26 protein-coding genes, 1 pseudogene and 1 other annotated feature are annotated in these 23,602 nt (G+C 27.9%); of the genes and pseudogenes, 1 reads left to right on the top strand and 26 read right to left on the bottom strand.

Annotated elements, in window-relative coordinates; genetic code table 11:
• Positions 1 to 39 precede the first annotated feature (39 nt).
• The 12 genes from HMPREF0216_RS12205 to HMPREF0216_RS12160 all read right to left on the bottom strand — a co-directional run bounded on the left by HMPREF0216_RS12205 (position 40) and on the right by HMPREF0216_RS12160 (position 11,126).
• On the bottom strand, positions 40 to 825 hold the full coding sequence (locus HMPREF0216_RS12205) for a hypothetical protein (RefSeq protein ID WP_147576268.1): 786 nt from the start codon (positions 823 to 825) through the stop codon (positions 40 to 42).
• A 285-nt stretch (positions 826 to 1,110) separates the two neighbouring features.
• Entirely contained in the window at positions 1,111 to 1,338 is a 228-nt protein-coding gene (locus tag HMPREF0216_RS12200; RefSeq protein WP_005214694.1) for a DUF3892 domain-containing protein, read from the bottom strand.
• A gap of 145 nt (positions 1,339 to 1,483) precedes the next feature.
• Positions 1,484 to 4,126 carry a valine--tRNA ligase gene (locus HMPREF0216_RS12195; protein WP_005214693.1) on the bottom strand — a complete coding sequence of 881 codons (2,643 nt, stop codon included), beginning with the start codon at positions 4,124 to 4,126 and terminating at the stop codon, positions 1,484 to 1,486.
• Positions 4,127 to 4,331: 205 nt separating this feature from the next.
• Positions 4,332 to 4,562, bottom strand: a binding site (T-box leader).
• Positions 4,563 to 4,820: 258 nt separating this feature from the next.
• Positions 4,821 to 5,243 (bottom strand): hypothetical protein, encoded by a 423-nt coding sequence (locus HMPREF0216_RS12190; RefSeq protein WP_005214692.1) that lies wholly within the window; start codon positions 5,241 to 5,243, stop codon positions 4,821 to 4,823.
• 103 nt (positions 5,244 to 5,346) lie between these two features.
• Complete coding sequence (gene clpA, locus HMPREF0216_RS12185) at positions 5,347 to 7,617, bottom strand: ATP-dependent Clp protease ATP-binding subunit ClpA (protein WP_005214691.1); 2,271 nt, start codon at positions 7,615 to 7,617, stop codon at positions 5,347 to 5,349.
• 4 nt (positions 7,618 to 7,621) lie between these two features.
• Positions 7,622 to 7,921: an ATP-dependent Clp protease adaptor ClpS gene (locus tag HMPREF0216_RS12180; RefSeq protein WP_005214690.1), complete on the bottom strand. Its 300-nt coding sequence runs from the start codon at positions 7,919 to 7,921 to the stop codon at positions 7,622 to 7,624.
• Positions 7,922 to 8,166: 245 nt separating this feature from the next.
• Positions 8,167 to 8,337, bottom strand: coding sequence for a hypothetical protein (locus tag HMPREF0216_RS17375; protein WP_005214689.1), 171 nt, complete (start codon positions 8,335 to 8,337; stop codon positions 8,167 to 8,169).
• A 77-nt stretch (positions 8,338 to 8,414) separates the two neighbouring features.
• A complete protein-coding gene (locus HMPREF0216_RS12175; protein ID WP_005214688.1) occupies positions 8,415 to 8,675 on the bottom strand; it encodes a hypothetical protein in 261 nt (86 codons plus the stop codon).
• Between the two features lie 18 nt (positions 8,676 to 8,693).
• Entirely contained in the window at positions 8,694 to 8,825 is a 132-nt protein-coding gene (locus HMPREF0216_RS17940; RefSeq protein ID WP_005214687.1) for a CPC_1213 family protein, read from the bottom strand.
• A 150-nt stretch (positions 8,826 to 8,975) separates the two neighbouring features.
• The gene (locus tag HMPREF0216_RS12170; RefSeq protein WP_005214686.1) at positions 8,976 to 9,311 is read right to left on the bottom strand and encodes a hypothetical protein; all 336 of its coding nucleotides are present in this window, start codon (positions 9,309 to 9,311) and stop codon (positions 8,976 to 8,978) included.
• Between the two features lie 10 nt (positions 9,312 to 9,321).
• Positions 9,322 to 9,603, bottom strand: a complete 282-nt coding sequence (locus tag HMPREF0216_RS12165; RefSeq protein WP_005214685.1) for a hypothetical protein — start codon at positions 9,601 to 9,603, stop codon at positions 9,322 to 9,324.
• Positions 9,604 to 9,794: 191 nt separating this feature from the next.
• A complete protein-coding gene (locus HMPREF0216_RS12160) occupies positions 9,795 to 11,126 on the bottom strand; it encodes an FAD-dependent oxidoreductase (protein WP_005214684.1) in 1,332 nt (443 codons plus the stop codon).
• Positions 11,127 to 11,422: 296 nt separating this feature from the next.
• On the opposite strand from HMPREF0216_RS12160, the gene HMPREF0216_RS17370 reads away from it, so the two are divergent.
• The gene (locus HMPREF0216_RS17370; protein WP_005214683.1) at positions 11,423 to 11,578 is read left to right on the top strand and encodes a hypothetical protein; all 156 of its coding nucleotides are present in this window, start codon (positions 11,423 to 11,425) and stop codon (positions 11,576 to 11,578) included.
• Positions 11,579 to 11,675: 97 nt separating this feature from the next.
• Here HMPREF0216_RS17370 and HMPREF0216_RS12155 read toward each other — a convergent pair whose 3' ends face one another.
• From HMPREF0216_RS12155 to HMPREF0216_RS12095, 14 genes and pseudogenes are all read right to left on the bottom strand, one after another.
• Positions 11,676 to 13,682, bottom strand: a complete 2,007-nt coding sequence (locus tag HMPREF0216_RS12155) for a YgiQ family radical SAM protein (RefSeq protein WP_005214682.1) — start codon at positions 13,680 to 13,682, stop codon at positions 11,676 to 11,678.
• A 320-nt stretch (positions 13,683 to 14,002) separates the two neighbouring features.
• Positions 14,003 to 14,641 carry a hypothetical protein gene (locus HMPREF0216_RS12150; protein ID WP_040419844.1) on the bottom strand — a complete coding sequence of 213 codons (639 nt, stop codon included), beginning with the start codon at positions 14,639 to 14,641 and terminating at the stop codon, positions 14,003 to 14,005.
• A gap of 198 nt (positions 14,642 to 14,839) precedes the next feature.
• Positions 14,840 to 15,322, bottom strand: a pseudogene (locus HMPREF0216_RS12145) (N-acetylmuramoyl-L-alanine amidase family protein); the annotation flags it as partial.
• Between the two features lie 18 nt (positions 15,323 to 15,340).
• On the bottom strand, positions 15,341 to 15,589 hold the full coding sequence (locus tag HMPREF0216_RS18185; RefSeq protein WP_341349495.1) for a hypothetical protein: 249 nt from the start codon (positions 15,587 to 15,589) through the stop codon (positions 15,341 to 15,343).
• An 84-nt stretch (positions 15,590 to 15,673) separates the two neighbouring features.
• A complete protein-coding gene (locus HMPREF0216_RS12140; protein WP_005214678.1) occupies positions 15,674 to 16,186 on the bottom strand; it encodes an AmiS/UreI family transporter in 513 nt (170 codons plus the stop codon).
• Between the two features lie 30 nt (positions 16,187 to 16,216).
• Complete coding sequence (locus HMPREF0216_RS12135) at positions 16,217 to 17,422, bottom strand: ammonium transporter (RefSeq protein ID WP_005214677.1); 1,206 nt, start codon at positions 17,420 to 17,422, stop codon at positions 16,217 to 16,219.
• Positions 17,423 to 17,464: 42 nt separating this feature from the next.
• A complete protein-coding gene (locus HMPREF0216_RS12130; protein ID WP_005214676.1) occupies positions 17,465 to 18,313 on the bottom strand; it encodes an urease accessory protein UreD in 849 nt (282 codons plus the stop codon).
• A gap of 1 nt (position 18,314) precedes the next feature.
• A complete protein-coding gene (gene ureG / locus HMPREF0216_RS12125) occupies positions 18,315 to 18,926 on the bottom strand; it encodes an urease accessory protein UreG (protein WP_005214675.1) in 612 nt (203 codons plus the stop codon).
• A 101-nt stretch (positions 18,927 to 19,027) separates the two neighbouring features.
• Positions 19,028 to 19,636, bottom strand: coding sequence for an urease accessory protein UreF (locus HMPREF0216_RS12120; protein WP_243187473.1), 609 nt, complete (start codon positions 19,634 to 19,636; stop codon positions 19,028 to 19,030).
• Positions 19,637 to 19,721: 85 nt separating this feature from the next.
• Positions 19,722 to 20,186, bottom strand: coding sequence for an urease accessory protein UreE (locus tag HMPREF0216_RS12115; RefSeq protein WP_005214673.1), 465 nt, complete (start codon positions 20,184 to 20,186; stop codon positions 19,722 to 19,724).
• 15 nt (positions 20,187 to 20,201) lie between these two features.
• Positions 20,202 to 21,917, bottom strand: coding sequence for an urease subunit alpha (gene ureC, locus HMPREF0216_RS12110; RefSeq protein ID WP_005214672.1), 1,716 nt, complete (start codon positions 21,915 to 21,917; stop codon positions 20,202 to 20,204).
• On the bottom strand, positions 21,917 to 22,252 hold the full coding sequence (ureB, locus tag HMPREF0216_RS12105; RefSeq protein ID WP_005214671.1) for an urease subunit beta: 336 nt from the start codon (positions 22,250 to 22,252) through the stop codon (positions 21,917 to 21,919). Before ureB ends, ureC begins: the two co-directional genes overlap by 1 nt.
• Positions 22,253 to 22,268: 16 nt before the next feature.
• Entirely contained in the window at positions 22,269 to 22,571 is a 303-nt protein-coding gene (locus HMPREF0216_RS12100) for an urease subunit gamma (RefSeq protein ID WP_005214670.1), read from the bottom strand.
• 113 nt (positions 22,572 to 22,684) lie between these two features.
• Positions 22,685 to 23,404, bottom strand: a complete 720-nt coding sequence (locus HMPREF0216_RS12095; RefSeq protein ID WP_005214669.1) for a carbonic anhydrase — start codon at positions 23,402 to 23,404, stop codon at positions 22,685 to 22,687.
• Between the last annotated feature and the right edge of the window lie 198 nt (positions 23,405 to 23,602).

Below are 23,602 nucleotides of genomic sequence, written 5' to 3'. Positions count from 1 at the left end.
AATATGTTCCACAAAAATAACTTATATAAACACATACCATTAAAAATAAATATGATACCATCCTTCATGATTTTTTTCTATTACCCAACTTAATTTATTATCAAACCAATACGTATTAAATCCAGCGTTTGTTAAAAAATTTATTCCCTTAACATCTAATATATAAGAATAATTTGAAAGATTTAATTCATATATATATTCATTTTTATAATTATTTTCAATTTCACTATAAATCTTATCCTTATAATCCATAATAAATATTTCTTCTTTTATAGTCTTACAATTCTTAAACTCATTAACTCTATCTAATACAGCTTTTTTCTTTTCTGAATACTCTCTATTAGTTAAAACATGTCTATAAAATAATTGTAGTCCATATAATTTACCATCTTCACTATTTATATTATCAATATAATCATCTAATTTACTTATTTCATCCTTACATACTATATCTATTTTACTTTTCAATTGACATTTATACTCTTTATAATTAATAGTTGATTCTTTATAAATTTCCTTAATGAATTCCTTTGAATTTTTAAATAACTTTTCATTTTTGATATCATATTTTTCTAATGAAATTAAAATACTACTTAAAATACCTATCCTAATACTATCCTTTAAAATTTCATCTTCTAAATAACATGTAATCTTGTAATTTAAATCACTATTTAATTTATCATCAATCTCCTTATATTTACAACGTATTTTATCTATTTTATCAATACAATATTTTCTTGAATAATTATATATAAGTATAAATGCATTTATACTTTCACTAGAGATTTCATTCATAATTCTTCTACTCCTTACTACTTTGACCACATATGAACTTCCTATTTATGTAATAATTATATACTATATATAAAAAAGAACCTAATATCCAAGTAACTCCTTCAATTATCGCCATAACATATGTTTCATAAAATCTCTTATACACTATGAATCTAGATACATCTTAACATATCATCATAGCAACTATCTATATTTTGTATTTCCACACTTTTTATACTATTTAGATTATTTATATAAAAATAACGCCTAACAAAGCTTAAATTATCTTTGTTAGACGCTATTTTAACGTATTATTGTTTATTTTATTATTTAATTTTAGTCTTCCTTAGACATTGATGATAAATTATTTCCTTCAGTTCCATCTGGTTTAGTTCTTAAATATTCTTCGCCTTTTTTAGAATGAGCTATAATTACACCATCAATTTCACCATTTTTAGCTCTTAAAACACCTTGAGCCTTATCAACTCTTTCACCTGTTTCAAGAACATATTCCATTATTTCACCACTACTATTTTTTATAGTTTGAACAATTTTACTACCCATATATTTTTCACCTCTTAAATGTATTTTTTACATTTAAATAAGTTTTATTCGTATTTATATAAGTATGTTCTTTTCTATTAGTAAAAGTAATAAATGGCAAGTAACAAATTATTTTAACTTGTCACTTGCCACAGTTAACTTTTAACTATTTTAAAGTATCTATTCTAACTAATACTGCATCTAACATTTCTTGATACTTAACTAATTTTTCCTTTTCCCCAGCAATTACTGCTTCTGGAGCTTTAGCTACGAATCCTTCATTAGAAAGCTTCTTTTCAATTCTTGTAACTTCACCTTCTAATTTCTTCTTTTCTTTATTTAATCTTTCAAGTTCCTTTTCTTTATCAACTAAATCAAGAAGTGGCATAAATAACTCTCCACCCTTAACAACTAATGATACTGCATTTTCTGGAACTAAAGCTTTATCAGCTATGAATTCAACTTCTGAAGCTGAACCTAGTTTTTCCATATATGGAATACCTGCTGTAAATGCTTCTTTTGCTTCATCTGAAATATAACAAATTACTTTGGCTTTTCTTGATGGTGGAACATTCATTTCAGCTCTAACATTTCTTAATCCCTTAATAGCTTCAATAACAAATTCCATATCTTTTTCAGCCTTAGTATTTACTAATTCCTCAGTAAATTCTGGCCATGAAGAAATTGTTATAGATTCTCCATCAGTTAAAGTAGTGTAAATTTCTTCTGTAATAAATGGCATTACTGGATGTAATAATTTTAATCCTGTAGTTAATACAGTATATAATACATTATAAACTACTCCCTTAGCCTTTTCATCATCGCTAAAGAATACTGGTTTAACAAGTTCTATATACCAATCACAGAATTCAGTCCACATAAAGTCATAAACCTTTTGAAGAGCTATTCCTAATTCGTATTTTTCCATGTTTTCAGTTACTTCTTTAACTAAAGTGTTCATTTGAGATAATATCCATCTGTCAGCTAAGCTATATTCTTTGCAGTCTGAATACTTATTCATTACTTCCTTATCTAAGTTCATCATAACGAATCTTGATGCATTCCACATCTTATTAGCAAAGTTTCTTGCAGCTTCAACTCTTTCTGGAATATATCTTATATCATTACCTGGAGAGTTACCAGTTACAAGCATAAATCTTAATGCATCTGCACCGTATTCATCAATAACTTCTAATGGATCAACACCATTACCTAAAGATTTACTCATCTTTCTTCCTTGAGCGTCTCTTATGATACCATGAATTAATACTGTATCAAATGGAGTTTCTTCCATGTTGTGTAATCCTGAGAATATCATTCTAGCAACCCAGAAGAATATGATATCATATCCAGTAACTAAAACATTAGTTGGATAGAAGAAATCTAAATCTTCTGTTTTTTCTGGCCAACCTAAAGTTGAGAAAGGCCATAATGCAGATGAGAACCAAGTATCAAGTACATCTTCATCTTGTCTTAAGTTTTCAGAACCACATTTTGAACACTTGCATGGAGCTTCAACTTCAACCATCATATGGTTACAATCATTACAGTAGAATACTGGTATTCTATGTCCCCACCATAATTGTCTTGAAATACACCAATCTTGAATATTTTCCATCCAATTGAAGTATATTTTATCAAATCTTTCTGGAACGAATTTAGTCTTTCCATTTCTAACAACATCAATAGCAGGTTTTGCTAAAGATTCCATCTTAACATACCATTGTCTTGAAACTATTGGTTCAACAACTGTTCCACATCTATCATGTGTTCCTACATTGTGAGTATGAGGCTTAACTTTAACAAGTAATCCTTGTTCTTCTAAATCTTTAACCATTTGTTTTCTAGCTTCATATCTATCTAAACCTTGGTATTTTCCACCTAGTTCATTAATTACACCGTGGTCATCCATTACTCTGATTATTGGAAGGTTATGTCTCTTACCAACTTCAAAGTCATTTGGATCATGTGCTGGAGTTATTTTAACTGCACCTGTTCCAAATTCAATATCAACATAATCATCACCAACTACTGGAATTTCTCTATCTGTTAGTGGTAATTTTAATGTCTTACCTATAAGGTGCTTAAATCTATCATCATTTGGGTTAACAGCAACAGCAGTATCTCCAAGTAATGTTTCCGGTCTTGTAGTAGCTATTTCTAAGTAACCTGAACCATCTGCTAATGGATAGTTAATATGCCAGAAGCTACCTTCTTTTTCTTCATATTCAATTTCTGCATCTGATAATGCTGTAGTACATTTTGGACACCAGTTAGTTATTCTGTTTCCTTGGTATATAAGTCCTTCATTGTATAATTTAACAAATACTGTTCTTACAGCTTTATTTAAATTTTCATCCATTGTGAAAGCTTCTCTTGTAAAGTCAGCAGAAACACCCATCTTTTTAAGTTGTTCTCTTATATGACCTCTATACTCATCAGACCATTCCCAAACTTTTTCTAAGAATGCTTCTCTTCCCATTTCTTTCTTTACTAAGCCTTGCTTTAGTAATTCATTTTCAACTTTAACTTCAGTTGCTATAGAAGCATGGTCTTGTCCTGGTAACCATAAAGTACAGTACCCTTGCATTCTCTTAAATCTTATAAGCATATCTTGAAGTGTATTATCAAGAGCATGACCTAAGTGAAGTCTACCAGTTATATTTGGTGGTGGCATTACAATTGAAAATGGCTTCTTAGTTTTATCAACAACAGGAGTGAAATATTTTTTCTCTTCCCATGTTTTATAAATTCTTTCTTCGAAATCTTTTGGATTATACGTTGTGGCTAAATTTTTCTTTTCTTCCATTAATAAAACCTCCTGAATAGTTTTTTATATATTTAAAGTTCTTATATAAAGACCACTTTACAAATTTAAATTTCTTTAACCTCATATAAAAATAACATTACTTTAATTATAATATCCATAATTTTATTTTTAACTCTATTCCCATTACCCCTACCTATTTAACAAAATACCAAAAGTTCACATAAAAAAAGAGCCTTAGTCCTAAAAAAAGGACGAAGACTCGCGGTACCACCTTTATTCCTACTAAGTAAATTAACAATTTACTTCTTATAGGCTCTTATTTAATATAACGACTAGAATGCCGTCTTTGACTACTATTATTTCACCAAAGAAACTCAAAAGCTACCTTCAGGATATTTCATATAGAAGGCTTACAGCCTAGACCTTCCTCTCTTAATACGTCCTATTCCTTACTCCTCTTTATCACTGTTTTTAAATATTTATTTGTATTTATATTATGATATTTTCTAACCCTTGTCAACAAATCTCTAATAAAATTTTAATAACTTTTGACACTTTCACTACATTTATATCAATAAATATGATTTTTTAAGCTTTTTATTTACTTATCCTTTTTAAATTTCTGAAATTTTTATCCTAATGAATAATTATTTATGACTAAAAAAATAGCATTTATTTTCTTATAAATAAATGCTACTCTTAATTTAAAATATATATTAACTTTTAGCTGCTTTTAAAGTTTTCCAATAAACTCATCATAACTTTCCGGCTTACCATTACCAAAAATTATTTTAAACTCGTTTGTTTCTACATTTCTATAGTTAATATAAGTTTTTTTCATATCTAGTCTAGATATATCACTAAAATTAAACATTTTTAACACTTGTTCCTCTGTTAAGTTTTCTCCTAGGCTCCCAGACTTTGCAACCCCACTTAATGTTACTAATTTGTAGGCACCACATGGCTGTAAATATTCTATTATATTTTCAGTATTATGTTGCTCTCCACAATTACAATTATGTTCGTCACTTAAGTTTTCTTTATTATAAAAATATCCACAGAAAGTACAAAGTTTACTAGTTCCATATTCATTATTTTCTATTCTAACTAGTCCACCACAAATTTTACATTTATCAATATTTAATACGTTATCCATTTTTACACCCCCATATATACTTAACTATATTAATTATATTAATAGGAATTAAAACATATGAGGGTATTTTAAATGTAAATTTATCATTTAATTTATTAAGTAATTAACTATATATAAATTTACCGTCAGCAACAGTAACAGCTACTTCTCCCCCATTACTTAACTTACCAAAAAGAATTTCATCTACAAGCATAGGCTTAATTTCTTGGTTTATTATTCTTATTATTTCTCTAGCTCCATATTCTTGTGATACACCTTTTTCAGCAACAAAACAAATACATTCATCATCAAAATCAATGTTTATATTCTTCTGTTCTAATTGATTTCTAAATTTATTTAACTCTTTTCTAGCAATATCTAATGCCATTTCTTTATTCAAATGATTAAATACTATTACTTTATCAAGTCTATTTCTAAATTCAGGTGTAAAGAACTTTTTAACCTCGTCCATTATAGCTGAACCTTCAATAATTCTCTCACCAAATCCTACAACATTTTTTCCAATATCTCTAGCTCCAGCATTAGATGTCATAATCAATATAACATTTCTAAAATCTGCTTTTCTTCCTTGATTATCAGTTAAAGTTGCATAGTCCATCACTTGCAACAAAACACTAAGAATATCAGGATGAGCTTTTTCCACCTCATCTAATAAAAGTACACAATGTGGATTTTTCCTAATAGTATCTGTTAAAAGTCCACCTTCTTCATATCCAACATATCCTGGAGGTGCTCCTATAAGCTTTGAAGCTGCATGCTTTTCAGAATATTCACTCATATCAAATCTAATAAGCTTAACATTAAGACTTTCTGCTAATACCCTACAAACTTCCGTTTTTCCAACTCCTGTTGGCCCAACATATAATAATGAACTAATTGGTTTATTGGAATCATTTAACCCTGCCCTAGACATTTTTATACATCTTACAACTTCGTGAATTGCAGTATCTTGACCAAATATATTTTTTTCTAAATTGTACTCAAGCTCTTTAAGTGATGATATTTCATCTTTCTCAACTGTTTTTTTAGGTATATGACATACCTTTGAAATTACTGCTTCTATTATATCTTCATCAATTACTATATTATCTTCACTCTTAAATTTATCCCTATTAATTGAGCAATATGCTCCAGCTTCATCAATTATATCAATTGCCTTATCTGGCAAAAATCTATCATTAATATATTTACTACTTAATGCTACTGCTGAACATATGGCATTATCCGTATATTTAACATTATGATAATTTTCATAATGAGATTTTAATCCTTTAATTATCTCAATAGTTTCTTTTTCTGTAGTTTCTTTTACTTCGACTATTTGAAACCTTCTACTTAAAGCCTTGTCCTTTTCAAAATATTTCTTATATTCATCATAAGTAGTTGCTCCAATAAACCTTATTTTTCCTTCCATTAAATACGGCTTTAAAAGATTAGAAGTATCTAAAGAACCACCTCCAATAGCTCCTGCTCCAACTATTGTATGAATTTCATCTATATAAACTATAGGTTTTTCATGTTTTTTTATTTCATCTAAAACTTTTTTAATTCTTTCTTCAAAATCTCCTCTATACTTAGTACCTGCTAAGCTAGCTCCTATATCTAAAGAAAAAATTTCTGCATTTTTTAATACCTCTGGAACCATTCCTTCATTAATCATCTTTGCTAACCCTAAAGTTATTGCAGTTTTACCAACACCAGGTTCCCCTACATGAATTGGATTATTTTTTGTTCTTCTACAAAGAATTTGAATTGTACGCTCTAAAATATCTTCTCTTCCTATAAGTGGATCAGAATTTTCATCTCTAACTACTTCATTCAAATTAATAGTTAATGACTCTAATAAACTACTTTTTTTATTATAATTACTCATTTCATTATATTCGTCTACATTATCATTATTTAGTAATTCACTATCTTCACTATTAACTTTATTATCCTCATACTCATTAGTGCTTGCATCATGACAAAGATGATATAGTAAATCTCTTTTTTCTATTCCAGCTTCTATAAGATAATAAACTGCATAACTATCATCTAAATCGTATATTGCAGAAATAATATGCTCCATTGTAATGCTGGTTCTATTTGAAAAAATAGCTTGCTCACTTGCTCTTATAATAACTTGTTGAAAACTATAACTTTCTTGTATTTTAGACCCTTTACTTTCCTCCACATATTCACTAATATAATTAACTAAATTTTCTCTTAAAGCTAAAGCATCACTATTTAATTCATCTACTGCTTCTATAAATCTTTCCTCAAAAGTAATAGCATATAATAAGTGCTCTGCTGTTACAAATTCATCTTTATTACTCTTTGCAAATTCATAAGACTCTACAATAATATTATTGACCTCTTTAGATAATTCCATTTCTTTAAGCCTCCTCAATAGTTATATTAAAAGGAAAACCTTCTTCTTTTGCCATACCTAAAGCAATGGCTACCTTTGTTGTTGCAATATCAAATGGATATAATCCAACTATACCTTTTCCTATTTTATGAACATCCATCATTATTTTATTTGATTCATTTAGATCTTTATTAAAAACCGTCATTAATACATCTACTACAAATTCCATAGTGGTAAAATCATCATTATGCATAACAACTTTATAATGTTTTGGTTTCTTTACTTTTACTTTTTCTTTATTACTAGTTATAATACCATTTTCCATACTACTTCTCCCCTAAGGTTAAAATTTAAGTTTTTGATACTCTTATATTGTAATTATAGTTATCATATTACCTAATATCAAGAATTACATGGATACTTTTATTTTAATATACCTATGTTAATACTAAATGTAATAATTAATCTTTCATAATAAAAAGAAAGCAGATAGATTTATACTTACATAAATAATCTATCTACTTTCTTTATTTATAAATTTATTTAAATTATATATTGTTAGATATATAACTATTTATCTTGCATCCACTCATACGTTTTATAACTCTTTTTGTTATGATCATGTGCTCCTATTTTCTCTCCATTTTCTATTCCTACTTCAGAATTTCCTGTAGGATCAATCTTCCTAAGTTCATTTTTAGATTTTTCTCTATCCTTCATTCTATTTTTATTATTATCCATAACTTTTACCTCGAGTATACTTTAATTTTACATATTATAAGTTTAATTAAATTTTTATTAAACTTTTACTTAATATTTTAATACTTAAATTTATTTTTTATTGCATCAAAAATTGGTTTAAAGTCGTTTTCATTTTCATCAAATAGTTTAGTTAACTCTTCCTTAGCCTTTATATAATTAGCATCTGTTTCTTCATTTTTCACTATTGCTGCAGATGATTTATGAAATTTCATAAAAGTAATTGGATGCTTTTTAGCAAAGGTCTCCATCTCTTCTATATGTCTTTCAGGTTTTGACGCTTTTTTCAACCATCTAAATACATAATCATATTTCTCCATAAAATTTCACACCTTTAGCTAAATTTTAAAATCTGTTGGGTCATATGTTTTTGCCTTAGGTTCACCAAAACAAGCCTTAACACTTTCAACTTGTGGATTATGATTAACATTTTTATGTTGTTTTTTAGTTTTTTTCATTTGATTTCCCATAAAATTATCACCTCATTTATATGGTATCCTTTTTTCTAATCCTTATCCTATTACATTTTTCCATTTTCTTATCATATAAAGAATAAAATTAATGAAAGCGTTTAAAAAATTAACAGGTCACTAACATAATTAGTAACCTGTTTTTTATTTTTAATTTGATTTTAAATTATCTAATTCTTCCTTAAGCTTGTCTCTTTTAGCAGTTAACTCTTCTACTTCTCTATTTATATCTTCATTACTACTATTAAATTCATCTAATTTAGAAGTAAGCACTTCTATTTGTTTTTCCATATCTATTAAATCACTTGTATAATCTTTTGGAAATAATGATACATAAACACTAAATATTACTGCTAAAATAATAATAAATTTATATTCTTTAATTCCAGTAAAAAACTTTTCTTTTAAAGACATTTTTGGAGTAGTATTTTTATTTAATTTATTACTCTTTTTTGATTTTATTTTATTACGTTTACCTTTTCCCATAAATTTTCCTCTATTCCTTAACCTTTTGTATTTCTTCTTCAAGTAAAATTATTTCTGACTTTAACTCTTCTATTTTTTCTTTATTAGCTTCTTCATTATTTTCTGCAGATAAAGTATTAAATTCAGTTTCCAATTCCTTTAATTGTGTATATGCTGATTTATATTCATTCATCATTTTAGGTTCTTTTGCTAAACCTACTACATCAAAACAAAAATATATTGCTAAATATACCCCTAGAAATATACTTAATGTAATCCCTAGTTTAACTAATACTGTTTTTAAATTCCCCATTATATTTCATCCTCTCCGTTAGCTTTATATTTAATATTATACATATTTTAACGATTATGTAAAGGTAATCACACTTTTTTAATATTTTGTTGTTAAGTTATACTTATTTACGAGTATTTCATTTAGAATTATATTTAAAAATATAATAATTAATAAAAAATAAAGAGTCGTATAATACGACTCTTTATTTTTTATAGTGCCTTTAATGCAACTGCATTTAAAATACTCCATGGTTTATTAAAATGAGGTTGGAAGAAGAAATCTGTCATTGCAAGTTCTTCAACAGTCATTTCATTTTGTATAACTACTGATAAAGTGTTCATAAATTGAGTTAAATCTATATCAGAAATTATTTGTCCTCCAATTACTCTTCTTGTATCTTTATCAAATACTATCTTTACAGTAGCTGGTAAATATGTTGGCATAAATTCTGGTCTATAATTATCAGTTAAACTTACTGATGCAACATTCATCTTAGTTGTAGCCTTAGCAACTTCTTCAGTTAATCCAGTTGATGCTATACACTTTTCATAAATCTTAATTCCTGATGTTCCTTGAGTACCCATATACTTAAGCGTTGGCTTCACTATATTTCTTGCAACTAAAGTTCCCATTCTTACAGCATTTGTTGCAAGTGGTATGTATCTTGTATCATGAGCTGGGTTGTAAGTAACTACACAACAATCCCCTGCTGCGAATACATCTTCTCTGCTTGTTCTCATGTATTCATCTATTATTATAGCTCCATTTGGAAGAGTATCTAATTTACCTTGAATAAGTTTAGTGTTTGGTGCAAATCCAATACATAATACTACTAAATCACCTTCGTAGCTTCCTTTTTCAGTAACAACTTTAGTTACTTTTCCATTTTCACCTTCAAACTTAGATACTTTTTCTCCTAATACTAAATTTACACCTTTATCCGCAAACTCTTTTTCTGCAATATCTGTGAATTCTTTATCAAGATACTTAGCCATAATTCTATCTTCTGCATCTATTAAAGTTACTTTCTTACCTTGCATTTCGAAAGCTTCTACAAGCTCAACTCCAATATATCCAGCACCAATTATTACTACATTTTTAGCTTCTTTTGATTTTTCTATTATTTCTATTGCATGGTCATGATTCTTGCATAATAATATATTTTCTAGGTCCCCACCTTCAAACTTAGGAACTATTGGCCATGATCCTAAAGTTAAAACTAATTTATCATAATTATCTTCAAACTCCTCATCAGTTAAAAGATTCTTAACTTTTAAGGTTTTATTATCAAAATCTATATCTAAAACTTCATGCTTCATATTAGTTATAACACCCATTTTAGATAGATTTTCTGGTGAATTATAAAAAAGATTTTTAGTTTCTTTTATAACCCCACCAACATTTAATGCTATACCACATGATAAAAATGATAAATTATCATTTTTTTCATATATAGTGATTTCACTTTCTGGATGAAGTTCTTTTAAATTAACTACTGCAGCTGTTCCTGCATGTGTACATCCAACTACTACTATTTTCATAATTAACACTCCTTAAAATTATTTTTCTTGATATTTTATATTAGTTAATAATTATTATCTTTAAATATATAATACTACTCTTTTATATAATAGTAAATACTTTCGTTAAAATTTGTTTAAAAAATAACAATCTTTAACTTAATTGATTATATTTTAGTATGCTTCATATTTTTTTTCTTAAACAATCATCATTTACGAGTATTTTATTTAAGGTTATAATAATTTTTTATGTTAATGCATAATTAAATACACTAATTAATATAAATTAGTGTAAATATCAAAAGGAGGGATATAAAATGAGTAAACAAAGACGAGGTAAATATATTAAAACACTCCCTGGTTGGAGAGGTACATGTCCTATCTGTGGAAGAAAGCGTGTTAAGTTAGTTTGGAGTAAAAAAGATGAAGAAGGTAATACCATAAATGTATGTAAAGAATGCTCTAAATCTTAATATTTATAAATAAAAAAACTAAGAGTTAAAATTGAAAAATTAAGACTTAAGAATAAATTATCTTTAAGTCTTAATTTTTATTTTAACTCTTAGTTACTTAACTTTTTTTTCTTGCATTTTTAGAATTTCTATTACTATCTCTATTGCCTTTTAAATTACTTTCTTTTCCTCTTCTCGAATTATTTTTATCATTTGATTTCTTATTTCTACTTAAAGAAGATTTACTATTGCTATTAAAAGACTTTGATTTTCCAGTGTTTCCTTTAGCTTTTGATCTAACTAATCCATGAGCTTCCTTATATCTCTGTTCCTTAGACTTAATTAAGCATTTAGGTCCATTTCCTATTAAATCTTCTCTCCCTGCTTTCATTAATGCATCATAAACTATATTATAATTCTTTGGATTGCTAAATTGAAGAAGCGCTCTTTGCATTGCTTTTTCTTCTTTAGTTTTAGGAACATATACTGGCTTCATTGTTATAGGATCTAATCCTGTATAAAAAATAGTTGTTGATAATGTTCCTGGTGTTGGATAAAAATCTTGAACTTGTTCTGGTTGATATTTTATGTCTCTTAGATATTCTGCAAGCTTAATAGCTTCCTTTAATGTACTTCCTGGATGACTTGACATAAGGTATGGAATTATGTATTGCTTCTTACCAAGTTTTTCTGTTATTCTGAAGAATTTTTGCCTAAAGTCCTCATATGTTCTTCCTGCTGGTTTCCCCATATGCTTTAATACTTCTTCAGATACATGTTCAGGGGCAACTTTTAATTGACCACTTACATGATGCTCTACTAATTCTTTAAAGAATGTATCATCTTTATCTGCCATTACATAATCATATCTAATTCCTGAACGAACAAATACCTTTTTAACCTTAGGTAAACTTCTTACACTTCTAAGTACACTTAAGAATTCCTTATGATCTACCTCCATATTTTTACATACACCTGGACTTAAACATTGCTTAGTTTTACACGCTCCTATAGTTAGTTGATGTTTACATGCAGGTTTTCTAAAGTTTGCTGTAGGACCACCAACATCATGAATATATCCCTTAAAGTCTTTCATTTCTGTCATTTCTTTAGCTTCTTTAACTATAGATTCTTCACTTCTACTTTGAACTGCTCTTCCTTGATGGAATGTAATTGCACAAAATGAACAATTTCCAAAACATCCTCTTGATCCAACTATACTAAATTTAACCTCTTCTAGGGCTGGAATTCCTCCCATCTCTTCATATATAGGGTGATATTCTTTAGTAAAAGGTAAATCATAAACCGCATCTAATTCTTCTCTATTTAAAATAACTTCTGGTTTATTAACTACTAAAAACTTATCTCCTTGATCTTGAACTATAGTTTTTCCTCTAATAGGATCTTGTTCTTGATATGTAATTTTAAAAGCTTCACAATATTTGATTTTATCTGTTGATACTTCCTTATATGAAGGTATAACTATATGTTCTTCATAGATTTCATCTAAACTATCTGCTAAATAACATGTACCTGGTACGTGTCTTATATACTTAGCCTCAAAACCTTCATTTAAATAGTTAGCAACTTCAACTATTTGCTTTTCACTCATACCATATATTAAAAGATCAGCACCACTATCAGTTAATATTGATTTTCTAACTTTGTCTGCCCAATAATCATAATGAGCAAATCTTCTAAGACTTGCTTCAACTCCACCAATACAAATATTGATATTTTTATAAGCTTCTCTTATTTTATTACAATAAACAATAGTTGCCCTATCCGGTCTAAGTCCCATTTTCCCACCTGGAGAATAAAGGTCCTTTTCTCTAACTCTCTTACTTACAGTATAATGATTAACCATAGAATCCATATTTCCTGCATTAACCAAAAATGCAAGTCTTGGTCTTCCAAGTTTCATAAAATCATCTGTACTATGCCAATCTGGTTGAGCTATTATTCCAACTTTATATCCTGCATGTTCTAATACTCTAGATATTACTGCTGTCCCAAAACTGTGATGATCTACATAGGCATCACCAGTTACAATAATGAAATCGCACTGCTCCCAGCCTCTTTCTTTCATATCTTCCTTACTTATAGGTAAAAATTTATTATTCATTAAATATCACATCTTTCATTTATCTTTTTATGCTTGTTAAATATTATTATTCATAATTTAATATTTTACAAGCAAAATATTAAATTAATTTCTAAGGACTTAACTTATGTTTCTTTTATTTTTTAATTTTTTCTCCTTACAATTTAACATATATTAATATATCATCTATTTTAAATCTTGTTAATACTTCATATTAATTTACCATAATATTTATATAAATATTTAAAAATCTTATATATCTAATCTCTATTTAAAATATTTATATTAAAATAAAAATGGTGAATTTAATAATATTAAATTCACCATTTTTAACAATTATATTAAAATACAAGTGTATTAGTTAAATAAGTATTTAGTTTTTTTAACATAAATGGATTTTTATCAATTCCATCAAACATGTCTATTATTTGTTTTTTGTTTAATGACATATGACTTTCTAAGTCTGATAGCATATTATCTGCTTCAAATTCCTTAACTAATTCTCTGCCAATAACATTTACATTTTCAAAAAACTCTAAATTACTAAAAATATTATTCTTTATACTATTATTGATATTTACTAGATTTATATATCTTTTCATTTTATCTACAGTAAAATTATTTTTTAAACTTTTTAATAAATTATATTCTTGATTTATCTCTAAAATCACGTCTAATTTATTCTTAATATCACTATCTTCTATTAGCTCAATTGTATCTTCCTCATTTAACGCATCAATAAAGATAGTTTCTTGTTCTTTTCCAAAAACTTTAGTTATATAACTTGATGGTACAACAACATATCTTATAAATCCTATTAAAGCTTCATATGACTTAAATGAATACCAATTACAAAATACATCTTTACTATAAGTGTTTATTAATGAAAATTTTAAAACATACGCATTTGGCTTTATATACATTTCATCTTGTTTACATAAATAATTTTGCCAATAATAAATGGAATCATATTTTTTCAAACTTACACCTCCTAAAATCATTTTAATCTACTTAATTTTAGCTTGTACAAAATGTATCTTAATATTAAATATAAAAGTACTTAGAACTATCTTATAAATTTATTTTATCCAAACTTTTTATTTTTATTACTTTAATTTATATATAATGTATTTATTATGCTAATAAATACATTACTCCCTTCCCCCTAAATTTATATTTTAATTATATTTTTCTGTAACTCTATATTCATCTATTGATTTTGCTACACATTCCATTAGCATTCTTTGATATTCTGGATTACTTAACATTCTATCTTCATTATAATTACTCATAAATCCCATTTCTAAAATTATCACTGGAACTTTAGACCAATTAAATCCTGTAATATCACTTCTTTCAAATATCCCATTTACCTTTACATTACTTTCTTTTAAATTGTTACATAATATAGTTGCATATTTATTACTTTCCTCATAAATAGTACTTGTATATTTACTTTCTTTAGAAGGAACTAATATTGAAGCTCCTACCTTTCCTCCATCGTTAATACTATCACAATGAATCCTTATTGTAATATCCGCATTGGCTTTATTAGCAATTTCAGCCCTATCCACATTACTAATATTTACATCTGCACTTTCTCTTGTCATAACAACTTTATATCCATTATTAACCAAAATTTCCTTTAGTATCATTGCTGCTTCTAAATTTACAACATGCTAAGCTCTTTTAGTAGCAACTCCTGCTGTACCTGAAGATACCCTTGCTTTTTTATTATTTGATCCTGGCGCTACTGGTTCTCCTCTATTATCTCCTTTTCCTTGATGACCTGGATCAATGCAAATGATAAAATTACTTTTATCATTTGCAGATTTTTCATTTGGTTCACAAGCTAATGCAATATAGTTAACATGTATATTTATAAATATTAATAAAAAAATTAAAACTTTCATTATCTTTCTATTCACATTTATTCCTCCCTAAAAACTAATCATGAGGCTATTTTATAACAGCCTCATGATTTTTTATAAAATAATTTATTATATTAAATTTTATTTTGGATACATATTTATTAATAATAAGAATCCTGGAATCCATGCAGTTACAATACCATCAAAAACTGATAAATATCCAACAAATTTACCCAAATCTTTTTTCATTACTAACTCTATAAATCCAGTTAACCACAATAAACCCCATAAAAGCCATATAAATATCCAATATATATTTCCTACAGTAAATTGTATAAATTTTTGTGTACTTCCATCAATAAAGGCTAAAGGAATAGTATTTATTGCCACAAACAAACAATACCATCCATATAATCTTCCATCTAAATTAAATATACTACGAGCTGCAATATATAAATATGTAAATCCAAATAAAAGACCAGTTCCTGCAGCAAAATAATTTCCTTGTATTACTGCTACTATGTTTAATATAAATGATAACATACCTGTAAATACATTAAATACTGCAGTTGATTTTGCATCAATATTGCAAAGTCTTCCTATTCCATTAAGAATAAGAACAACTCCTACATATATTAAAACTACTCCTAACATTTTTTCCTCCTATTTCATATTATTTTTTAGTTATTCTTGCTTAGTTTCATAACTTTCTTGGAAAAACTCTTGATCTAAACCTTTTCTTTGAATTTCTTCACTTACTCTTATTGGTTTAATCTTATCTACAACTTTAAATATTAAAAAAGTAACTACAATTGAATATACTCCAATAATTAAGGCTCCTAATGCCTGAATTAGAAATTGATTTATCCCTGCACTTATATTATTAACTTTTGGATTAGCAAATACTCCTATTAATAATGTTCCAAGTAATCCACCCATTCCGTGAACTCCCCAAACATCAAGTGCATCATCCCATTTCTTTCTTTCATATTCTACACAAAAGAAGCATACAAGACCTCCTAAAGCACCTATTATAACTGCACTTAAAGGCGTAACATATCCTGAAGCTGGTGTAATTGTTGCAAGACCAGCTACTGCTCCTACAATCATTTCTAAAAAAGATGCTCTTTTATTGTTGTGCATTGAATATAGTATCAACCAAACTATCATTCCGGCTGCAGCAGCAATTCCTGTATTAGCAAAAACAATTGCAGCTACATTAGCCGCAGCCAAAGTACCTCCGGCATTAAATCCAAACCATCCAAATAATAAAAGTCCACCTCCTAATGCTAATAAGCCTAAATTAAAAGGTCCTTTTTCATTTTTCACTTTTCTTTCACCTAATACATAAATTCCACCTAAACAACCAAATCCTGATGTAATATGTATTACTGCACCACCTGCAAAATCTACAAATCCTAATTTTGATAGAAATCCTCCACCCCAAACCCAATGAGCTACTGGGAAATAAATAAGTATCATCCAAATAATAAGTATTTTTATCCATCCACCTATAGTAAGTCTATTTGCAAAAGCACCAGTCATTAGAGGCGCTGTTATAATTGCAAACATCATTTGATACATAAAAAATAATATAAATGGAATAGTTTCACTATATTTTAAATCTATTGTATATGTAATATCTTTAAACGCAAAAAATTGAAGTGGATTACCTATAATGCCAATAATATCATCACCAAAGACTAAACTAAATCCTCCAAATATCCATAATAAAGATACAATTCCAATAGCTATAAATACCTGAAACATAATTGTTAAAGCATTTTTCCTTTCAACTAAACCTCCATAAAAAAATGCTAATCCTGGTGTCATAATTAAAACAAGTGTAGTTGATAAAACCATAAATGCTACATCACCATGAATAATCATAGAATCACTCCTCTTAGATTTATCATTTGTTAAATTTAGATATTAATTTTTTCTTATAATTAACTCTTTAGAATCCAAAAAACTTTTTCTCACATAATTGTGACAAACATTCATAACATATTCTATGTGCTGAGTTAAATTTCCTAACACCCTAAGTACAAAACCAGTTGTTTCTAGTTTTGATATACCATAATCTATTGGTAAATCTATCTTTGCCAATAATTTTCTTATTTCTTCTACAACCTCATCTGTAATATTCTTATTAATAACAAGTATTGTTCCAAAATTTAAATATTCTTCAAAAAACCCTAATTGAGTAACATCATTATTGGTAGGATTAATAATTAAATTATCTAGTAATACTATTTTGTCATTTATATATACATTACTTTTTAATTGAACACTATTATATTTAAATTTATCACCTTCTGGAGACCAACCAGCAGTAATTCCATCACTATAGATTAATGTTGATGTTTCATCTAAATATATGTTATTTACTTGTTTATATATTGCATCCTTATATAAAATTACAGAGTCTGTTATATATTCTAATATACTATTTTTCCCTATCCTTATAATAGTTTCTTGCTCCGCTTTAAGTCCATGTGTACATTTATACACCTTAGTTGATGCTTGAGTTGTTATTATTGCTCTTGTTTCATCTTTTAATATAAAAGTATTTTTATATTTCTCACCCTCAATATATCCTCCTCCAAGCCCTATTAAATAGAATGTTGATATATTTTCTCTATCCATTTTAGTTGATGGTGATACTCTTGATAGCCCCTTATAAATTTTTTTAGTTGATATTGTTTTATTGTCTTTATTTTCTAATACTAACTCTATAATACCTGAGTATTTATTTTTAGATACTACTTCGTTAATCATATTAATAAATATCCTCTAATAAACAATTTTTCTTAATCCAATCTATAACAGTATCTATTCCTTCATCAGTTTTAAGATTTGTAAATATAAAACTCTTTTCATCTCTAAAAGCTAATGTATCTTTTCTCATAACCTCTAAATCTGCTCCAACATATGGTGCTAAATCTACCTTATTTATAATAAATAAATCACTTTTTATCATACCTTGACCTGCTTTTCTTGGTATCTTTTCCCCTTGGGCAACATCAATTATATATATAGAAAAATCAACTAAATCAGGACTAAAAGTTGCTGCTAAATTATCTCCTCCACTTTCTAGAAAAATTATATCTAAATCATCAAATCTATTCTTTAATTCTTCTAAAGCCTCAAAGTTCATAGAAGCATCTTCTCTTATTGCTGTATGTGGACATCCTCCTGTTTCAACACCAATAACATGATTTTCATCTAAAACAGAGTTTTTCACCATAAATTTAGCATCTTCTTTTGTATATATATCATTTGTGATAACTGCACAATTATAATTATCATTCATTTTTCTAGTTACCCTTTCTATAAGTAGCGTTTTTCCACTACCTACAGGACCTCCAACCCCTATAACTACTGGTTTCATAAAATCAACACCCTTTCTTTTTATTTATAAATTTATAACTTATGAATTACGATTATCCTTTAAAGAACACTCATAATTCATAAGTTACTATAGAATTTTTATTACGACATAAAAAGCCTAAATTCCATAATTTCATGCTTTATTTGTGAAAGCTCTAAACCTGGACTATTAGCTCCAAAATAATCGTAATCTAAATTAATTACTACATCATAAAGCTTCCCAGCTTCTTCAATAAATTCTTTAAGTAATATCTGACCATCTTTTTGACCTAATGGAATAGTTCTTACTGCATTGCTTATAAGAGTTGAAATTGTACTATACATATGATAAATTATAGCTTCTTCTAAATTAAATCCTAAAGAATACATAAGCATTCCAAATACTAATGCAGGATGTCCAAAGCATTCTTTTTTCCTAAGCTTTTCATCATAATTTTTTAATAAATCTATATCATACAACTCCATGAAAAGCTTTATCATTCTGCTAGCCACTAATTTCCCAGCATTTCTACTTTCTTTAGCTACACATTGAACTGTTATAAGTCTATCTAACTCATAAACTGACCTTAAATTATTATCATTTAAATATTCATAAAGCATTTTTATAGCTAAAGCATCTGTATATATAAATTGTTCCTTCAAATACACATTAAGCCACTCTCTAAAAGTGTTGGCATTATAAACTCTATTTAAACGCAAATAAGTTTCCATACCATATGAGTGATTAAAAGAACCAACTGGAAAATTGGAATCGCAAACTTGAATAACTCTTAGGACATTTAAAATGTCATTATTATTAATTAGCATGAGTATGGGTATGCCCAAATTCTACGTGTCTGAATGCTTTTTTCAATTTTAAATTTTCTCTAGAATAATTTATACCGTCTTTTTTTAATTCTTCTTCTACTAATGCATCATATTGAATTATCATCTTTCCACCTTCAAACTGAGCTTGTAAATGACGATTTCCAAGACTATGAGCTATAATTCCCATTTCAGTTATATCTTTTGGTTTTATAACTAAAACATCATCACCTTTTATTTTTACAACAATAATATTTTTTTTATCTTTATATACTATATCTCCATCTCTTAATTTTTCATTTTTTTCTAATGCAATCCCATATTCCCTATTATGATCAGATGTAACTCTCAATATCCTTTTAAGACTATCTTCACTATTTATATAAATCTTTTCTACATGAAACTCTGATAAATCCTCGATATTATCAATATTATCTATTATTTGGTTAAAAATCATATAACTCTCTCCTTTTTAAAATAAATAATATCTTTGAGCTAATGGTAATTCCTCTGCTGGCTCACAAGTTACAAGCTCACCATTAACTTTTACATCATAAGTTTGAGGATCTACAGTTATTTCTGGTGTTTCACAGTTTAACTTCATACTCTTCTTAGTTAAATTTCTAATTCCTCCTACTGGTAATACTATCTTTTCTAATCCTAGTTCTTCTTTAATTCCATGCTCATATGCATATTTAGAAACAAATGTAATACAAGTTGCTTCCTTTGCTTTTCCAAATGCTCCATAACAATCTCTATAGATAACTGGTTGACATGTTGGAATTGAAGCATTTGCATCACCAATTATTCCTCTAATAGCCATTCCACCTTTAAGTATTAAATGTGGTTTAACCCCAAAATATGGTGGTTCCCATAGTACTAAATCAGCTATCTTACCAACTTCTACAGAACCTATATACTTATCCATACCTTGTGCTATTGCAGGGTTAATAGTATATTTAGCTATATATCTTCTTACTCTATTATTGTCACTATATTCACTATCATCTGGGAAAGTTCCTCTTTGTTTCTTCATCTTTGAAGCTGTTTGCCAAGTTCTTGTTACAACTTCTCCAATTCTTCCCATTGCTAATGTATCAGAACTCATAATACTAAAAATACCCATATCTTGGAATATATCTTCAGCTGCTATTGTTTGATGTCTAATTCTTGAATCAGCAAAAGCTATATCTTCTGGAACTTTTGCATCTAAATGATGACAAACCATCAACATATCTAAATGTTCAGCAATTGTATTTACTGTATAAGGTTTAGTTGGATTTGTTGATGCTGGTAGTATATTTATTTGTGACGCAACCTTCATTAAGTCAGGCGCATGCCCACCACCGGCTCCTTCAGTATGATATGTATGTATTACCCTACCAGCTATTGCTTCTATAGTATGTTCTACAAATCCACCTTCATTTAAAGTATCACTATGCAAAGCAACTTGAATATCATATTTTTCAGCTGTTTCAAGTGAATAATTTATAGCAGATCTTGTTGCTCCCCAGTCTTCATGAACTTTTAATCCAATTGCACCTGCTTCTATTTGTTGAGCATTTACATCAATGTTAGCTCCACTACCTTTTCCTAAAAAGCCAACATTCACTGGCCATCCCTCCGCAGATTGAAGCATTCTCTTAATATTCCATGGACCTGGAGTTGAAGTAACAGCATTTGTTCCGTCTATTGGACCTGTTCCTCCACCAACTAATGTAGTTATTCCATTTTCTAAAGCAACTTCCGCACAGCCTGGATGAATATAGTGAACGTGAGTGTCTATTCCTCCTGCTGTTAATATTCTTCCTTCTCCTGCTAAAGCTTCAGTTCCAACACCAACTACAAAGTCAACATCATCCATTGTATCTGGGTTGCCCCCTTTACCAATAGCAAGTATCTTTCCATCTTTAATTCCAACATCTGCTTTATATATCCCAGTATAATCAACTATTGTTGCTCCTGTTATAATTAAATCAGCAACTTCTGGGTTTTTATTTGTTTGTGTGGCATTTTGCCCCATACCATCTCTAAGTGTTTTACCACCACCAAACTTACATTCATTACCATATCCAGTATAATCCTTTTCAATTTTTATAAATAAATCAGTATCTCCTAATCTAATACTGTCACCTTCTGTTGGTCCAAATAATTCACAATATCTATGTCTGTCTATTTCAAAACTCATTACTTTTCACCGCTCCCTTTTGACATTCCATCTAAGAATCCATCACACATATTTCTAATTCCATAAACTCTTCTGTATCCACCAATATCTATTAAATTTACCTCCTTTTTATCGCCAGGTTCAAATCTTACAGCTGTTCCTGAAGGTATATCTAATCTTTTTCCCCAAGCTGCTTTTCTATCAAAAGATAAAGAATCATTTACTTCATAAAAATGATAATGTGAACCTATTTGTACTGGTCTATCTCCAGTATTTACAACTTGTATTTTTATAGCTTTTTTTCCTGCATTATATTCTATAGTTCCTTCTTGTATTTTTAATTCACCAGGTACCATTTACTACTCCTCCATCCTATTTAATTGGGTCATGTACTGTAACTAATTTAGTTCCATCTGGGAAAGTACATTCTACTTGAACAGTATGTATCATTTCTGGAACACCTTCCATTACATCACTTCTACTTAATATTGTTGTTCCATAATCCATCAATTCCTCAACTCTTTTACCTTCTCTAGCACCTTCTAACATTTCATCTGTTATTATTGCCATAGCTTCTGGATAATTAAGTTTTAAACCTTTAGCTTTTCTTTTACGAGCTACATCTGATGCAACAGCAATCATCAGTTTTTCTTGTTCTCTAATAGTTAAATGCAAAATAAATTCCTCCTTACTTTTTTATGTTTATAAAATAAACTTTATTATATCCGTTATTTTTCCATTAAAGCATTTTTTTATTCACCATTTTTTTACACCTTATCTCTTTTTTCTTATTTAAAGGTCACTTTACCACCTAAATCATAGTATGCTCCAACTATTTTTACTTTTCCTTCATCAATAAATTTTTTTATTGATTCATCTTCTAAAATTTTCTTAATTGTCGCTTCTATATTTTTATTAATGGCATCATCTAAAGTTGCATTTTTATCTATACTTGGTTCAATTTTTTCTACAATATCTTCTATATGACCTTCTAAAGCTTCACCTTTAATTACCTTATTGTACGCTGCAGTTACAGCTCCACAACTTTGATGTCCTATAACAACTATCAAAGGAGTATTACAATGTTCAATAGCGTATTCTATTGAACCTAATGCATCATCATCAACTACATTTCCTGCAATTCTTATATCAAATATCTCTCCAAGTCCTGCATTAAAAATCGTCGTTGGTGTTACTCTTGAATCTGAACAAGAAACTATTACCGCATAAGGATTTTGACCTTCCTTTAATTGATCCCTCCTTTGCTGATTTATATTTCTCAGTTCTGACTTATCATTTAAAAATCTCTCATTTCCATCTTTAAGCATAGTTAAAGCTTCATCACTTGACTTAATATTAGTATCTATATTTAGATTTTCACTAACATTTTCTTCTATTACGGGTTTTCCTTCAGTGTTATTCTCTATTGCAGTATTTGAATTACCTTTACTACACCCATATAAAATTGAAACACTAATCATCGCTATCAAAACTAATTTCTTTTTCATAGATTTCCTCCTATGTATTTATACAATTGTATAGTTTATTTTTTACATATACCATATCAAATATAATATGAACAAAAATTTGATAACATATTCATTTAATATACTATTTTAAATTTATATATATTTTTTAAAGCTACTTGCTACCATCATTGCCTTAATTAAATAAAAAAACATAAAATATGCTAATATCAAATTAGC

Origin of the sequence: Clostridium celatum DSM 1785, from assembly GCF_000320405.1 — a bacterium.
Classification (GTDB): domain Bacteria; phylum Bacillota; class Clostridia; order Clostridiales; family Clostridiaceae; genus Clostridium; species Clostridium celatum.
Note: the sequence above shows the minus strand (reverse complement) of the source record. Positions and strands in the feature narration are given on the sequence as shown.

Bases quoted from the DNA above. Each gene is read 5' to 3' on its own strand.
- HMPREF0216_RS12200 (WP_005214694.1), bottom strand. From the start codon at position 1,338: ATGGGTAGTAAAATTGTTCAAACTATAAAAAATAGTAGTGGTGAAATA.
- HMPREF0216_RS12195 (WP_005214693.1), bottom strand. From the start codon at position 4,126: ATGGAAGAAAAGAAAAATTTAGCCACAACGTATAATCCAAAAGATTTC.
- HMPREF0216_RS12190 (WP_005214692.1), bottom strand. From the start codon at position 5,243: ATGGATAACGTATTAAATATTGATAAATGTAAAATTTGTGGTGGACTA.
- clpA (WP_005214691.1), bottom strand. From the start codon at position 7,617: ATGGAATTATCTAAAGAGGTCAATAATATTATTGTAGAGTCTTATGAA.
- HMPREF0216_RS12180 (WP_005214690.1), bottom strand. From the start codon at position 7,921: ATGGAAAATGGTATTATAACTAGTAATAAAGAAAAAGTAAAAGTAAAG.
- HMPREF0216_RS17375 (WP_005214689.1), bottom strand. From the start codon at position 8,337: ATGGATAATAATAAAAATAGAATGAAGGATAGAGAAAAATCTAAAAAT.
- HMPREF0216_RS12175 (WP_005214688.1), bottom strand. From the start codon at position 8,675: ATGGAGAAATATGATTATGTATTTAGATGGTTGAAAAAAGCGTCAAAA.
- HMPREF0216_RS17940 (WP_005214687.1), bottom strand. From the start codon at position 8,825: ATGGGAAATCAAATGAAAAAAACTAAAAAACAACATAAAAATGTTAAT.
- HMPREF0216_RS12170 (WP_005214686.1), bottom strand. From the start codon at position 9,311: ATGGGAAAAGGTAAACGTAATAAAATAAAATCAAAAAAGAGTAATAAA.
- HMPREF0216_RS12165 (WP_005214685.1), bottom strand. From the start codon at position 9,603: ATGGGGAATTTAAAAACAGTATTAGTTAAACTAGGGATTACATTAAGT.
- HMPREF0216_RS12160 (WP_005214684.1), bottom strand. From the start codon at position 11,126: ATGAAAATAGTAGTAGTTGGATGTACACATGCAGGAACAGCTGCAGTA.
- HMPREF0216_RS17370 (WP_005214683.1), top strand. From the start codon at position 11,423: ATGAGTAAACAAAGACGAGGTAAATATATTAAAACACTCCCTGGTTGG.
- HMPREF0216_RS12155 (WP_005214682.1), bottom strand. From the start codon at position 13,682: ATGAATAATAAATTTTTACCTATAAGTAAGGAAGATATGAAAGAAAGA.
- HMPREF0216_RS12140 (WP_005214678.1), bottom strand. From the start codon at position 16,186: ATGTTAGGAGTAGTTTTAATATATGTAGGAGTTGTTCTTATTCTTAAT.
- HMPREF0216_RS12135 (WP_005214677.1), bottom strand. From the start codon at position 17,422: ATGATTATTCATGGTGATGTAGCATTTATGGTTTTATCAACTACACTT.
- HMPREF0216_RS12130 (WP_005214676.1), bottom strand. From the start codon at position 18,313: ATGATTAACGAAGTAGTATCTAAAAATAAATACTCAGGTATTATAGAG.
- ureG (WP_005214675.1), bottom strand. From the start codon at position 18,926: ATGAAACCAGTAGTTATAGGGGTTGGAGGTCCTGTAGGTAGTGGAAAA.
- HMPREF0216_RS12120 (WP_243187473.1), bottom strand. From the start codon at position 19,636: ATGGAAACTTATTTGCGTTTAAATAGAGTTTATAATGCCAACACTTTT.
- HMPREF0216_RS12115 (WP_005214673.1), bottom strand. From the start codon at position 20,186: ATGATTTTTAACCAAATAATAGATAATATTGATAATATCGAGGATTTA.
- ureC (WP_005214672.1), bottom strand. From the start codon at position 21,917: ATGAGTTTTGAAATAGACAGACATAGATATTGTGAATTATTTGGACCA.
- ureB (WP_005214671.1), bottom strand. From the start codon at position 22,252: ATGGTACCTGGTGAATTAAAAATACAAGAAGGAACTATAGAATATAAT.
- HMPREF0216_RS12095 (WP_005214669.1), bottom strand. From the start codon at position 23,404: ATGAAAAAGAAATTAGTTTTGATAGCGATGATTAGTGTTTCAATTTTA.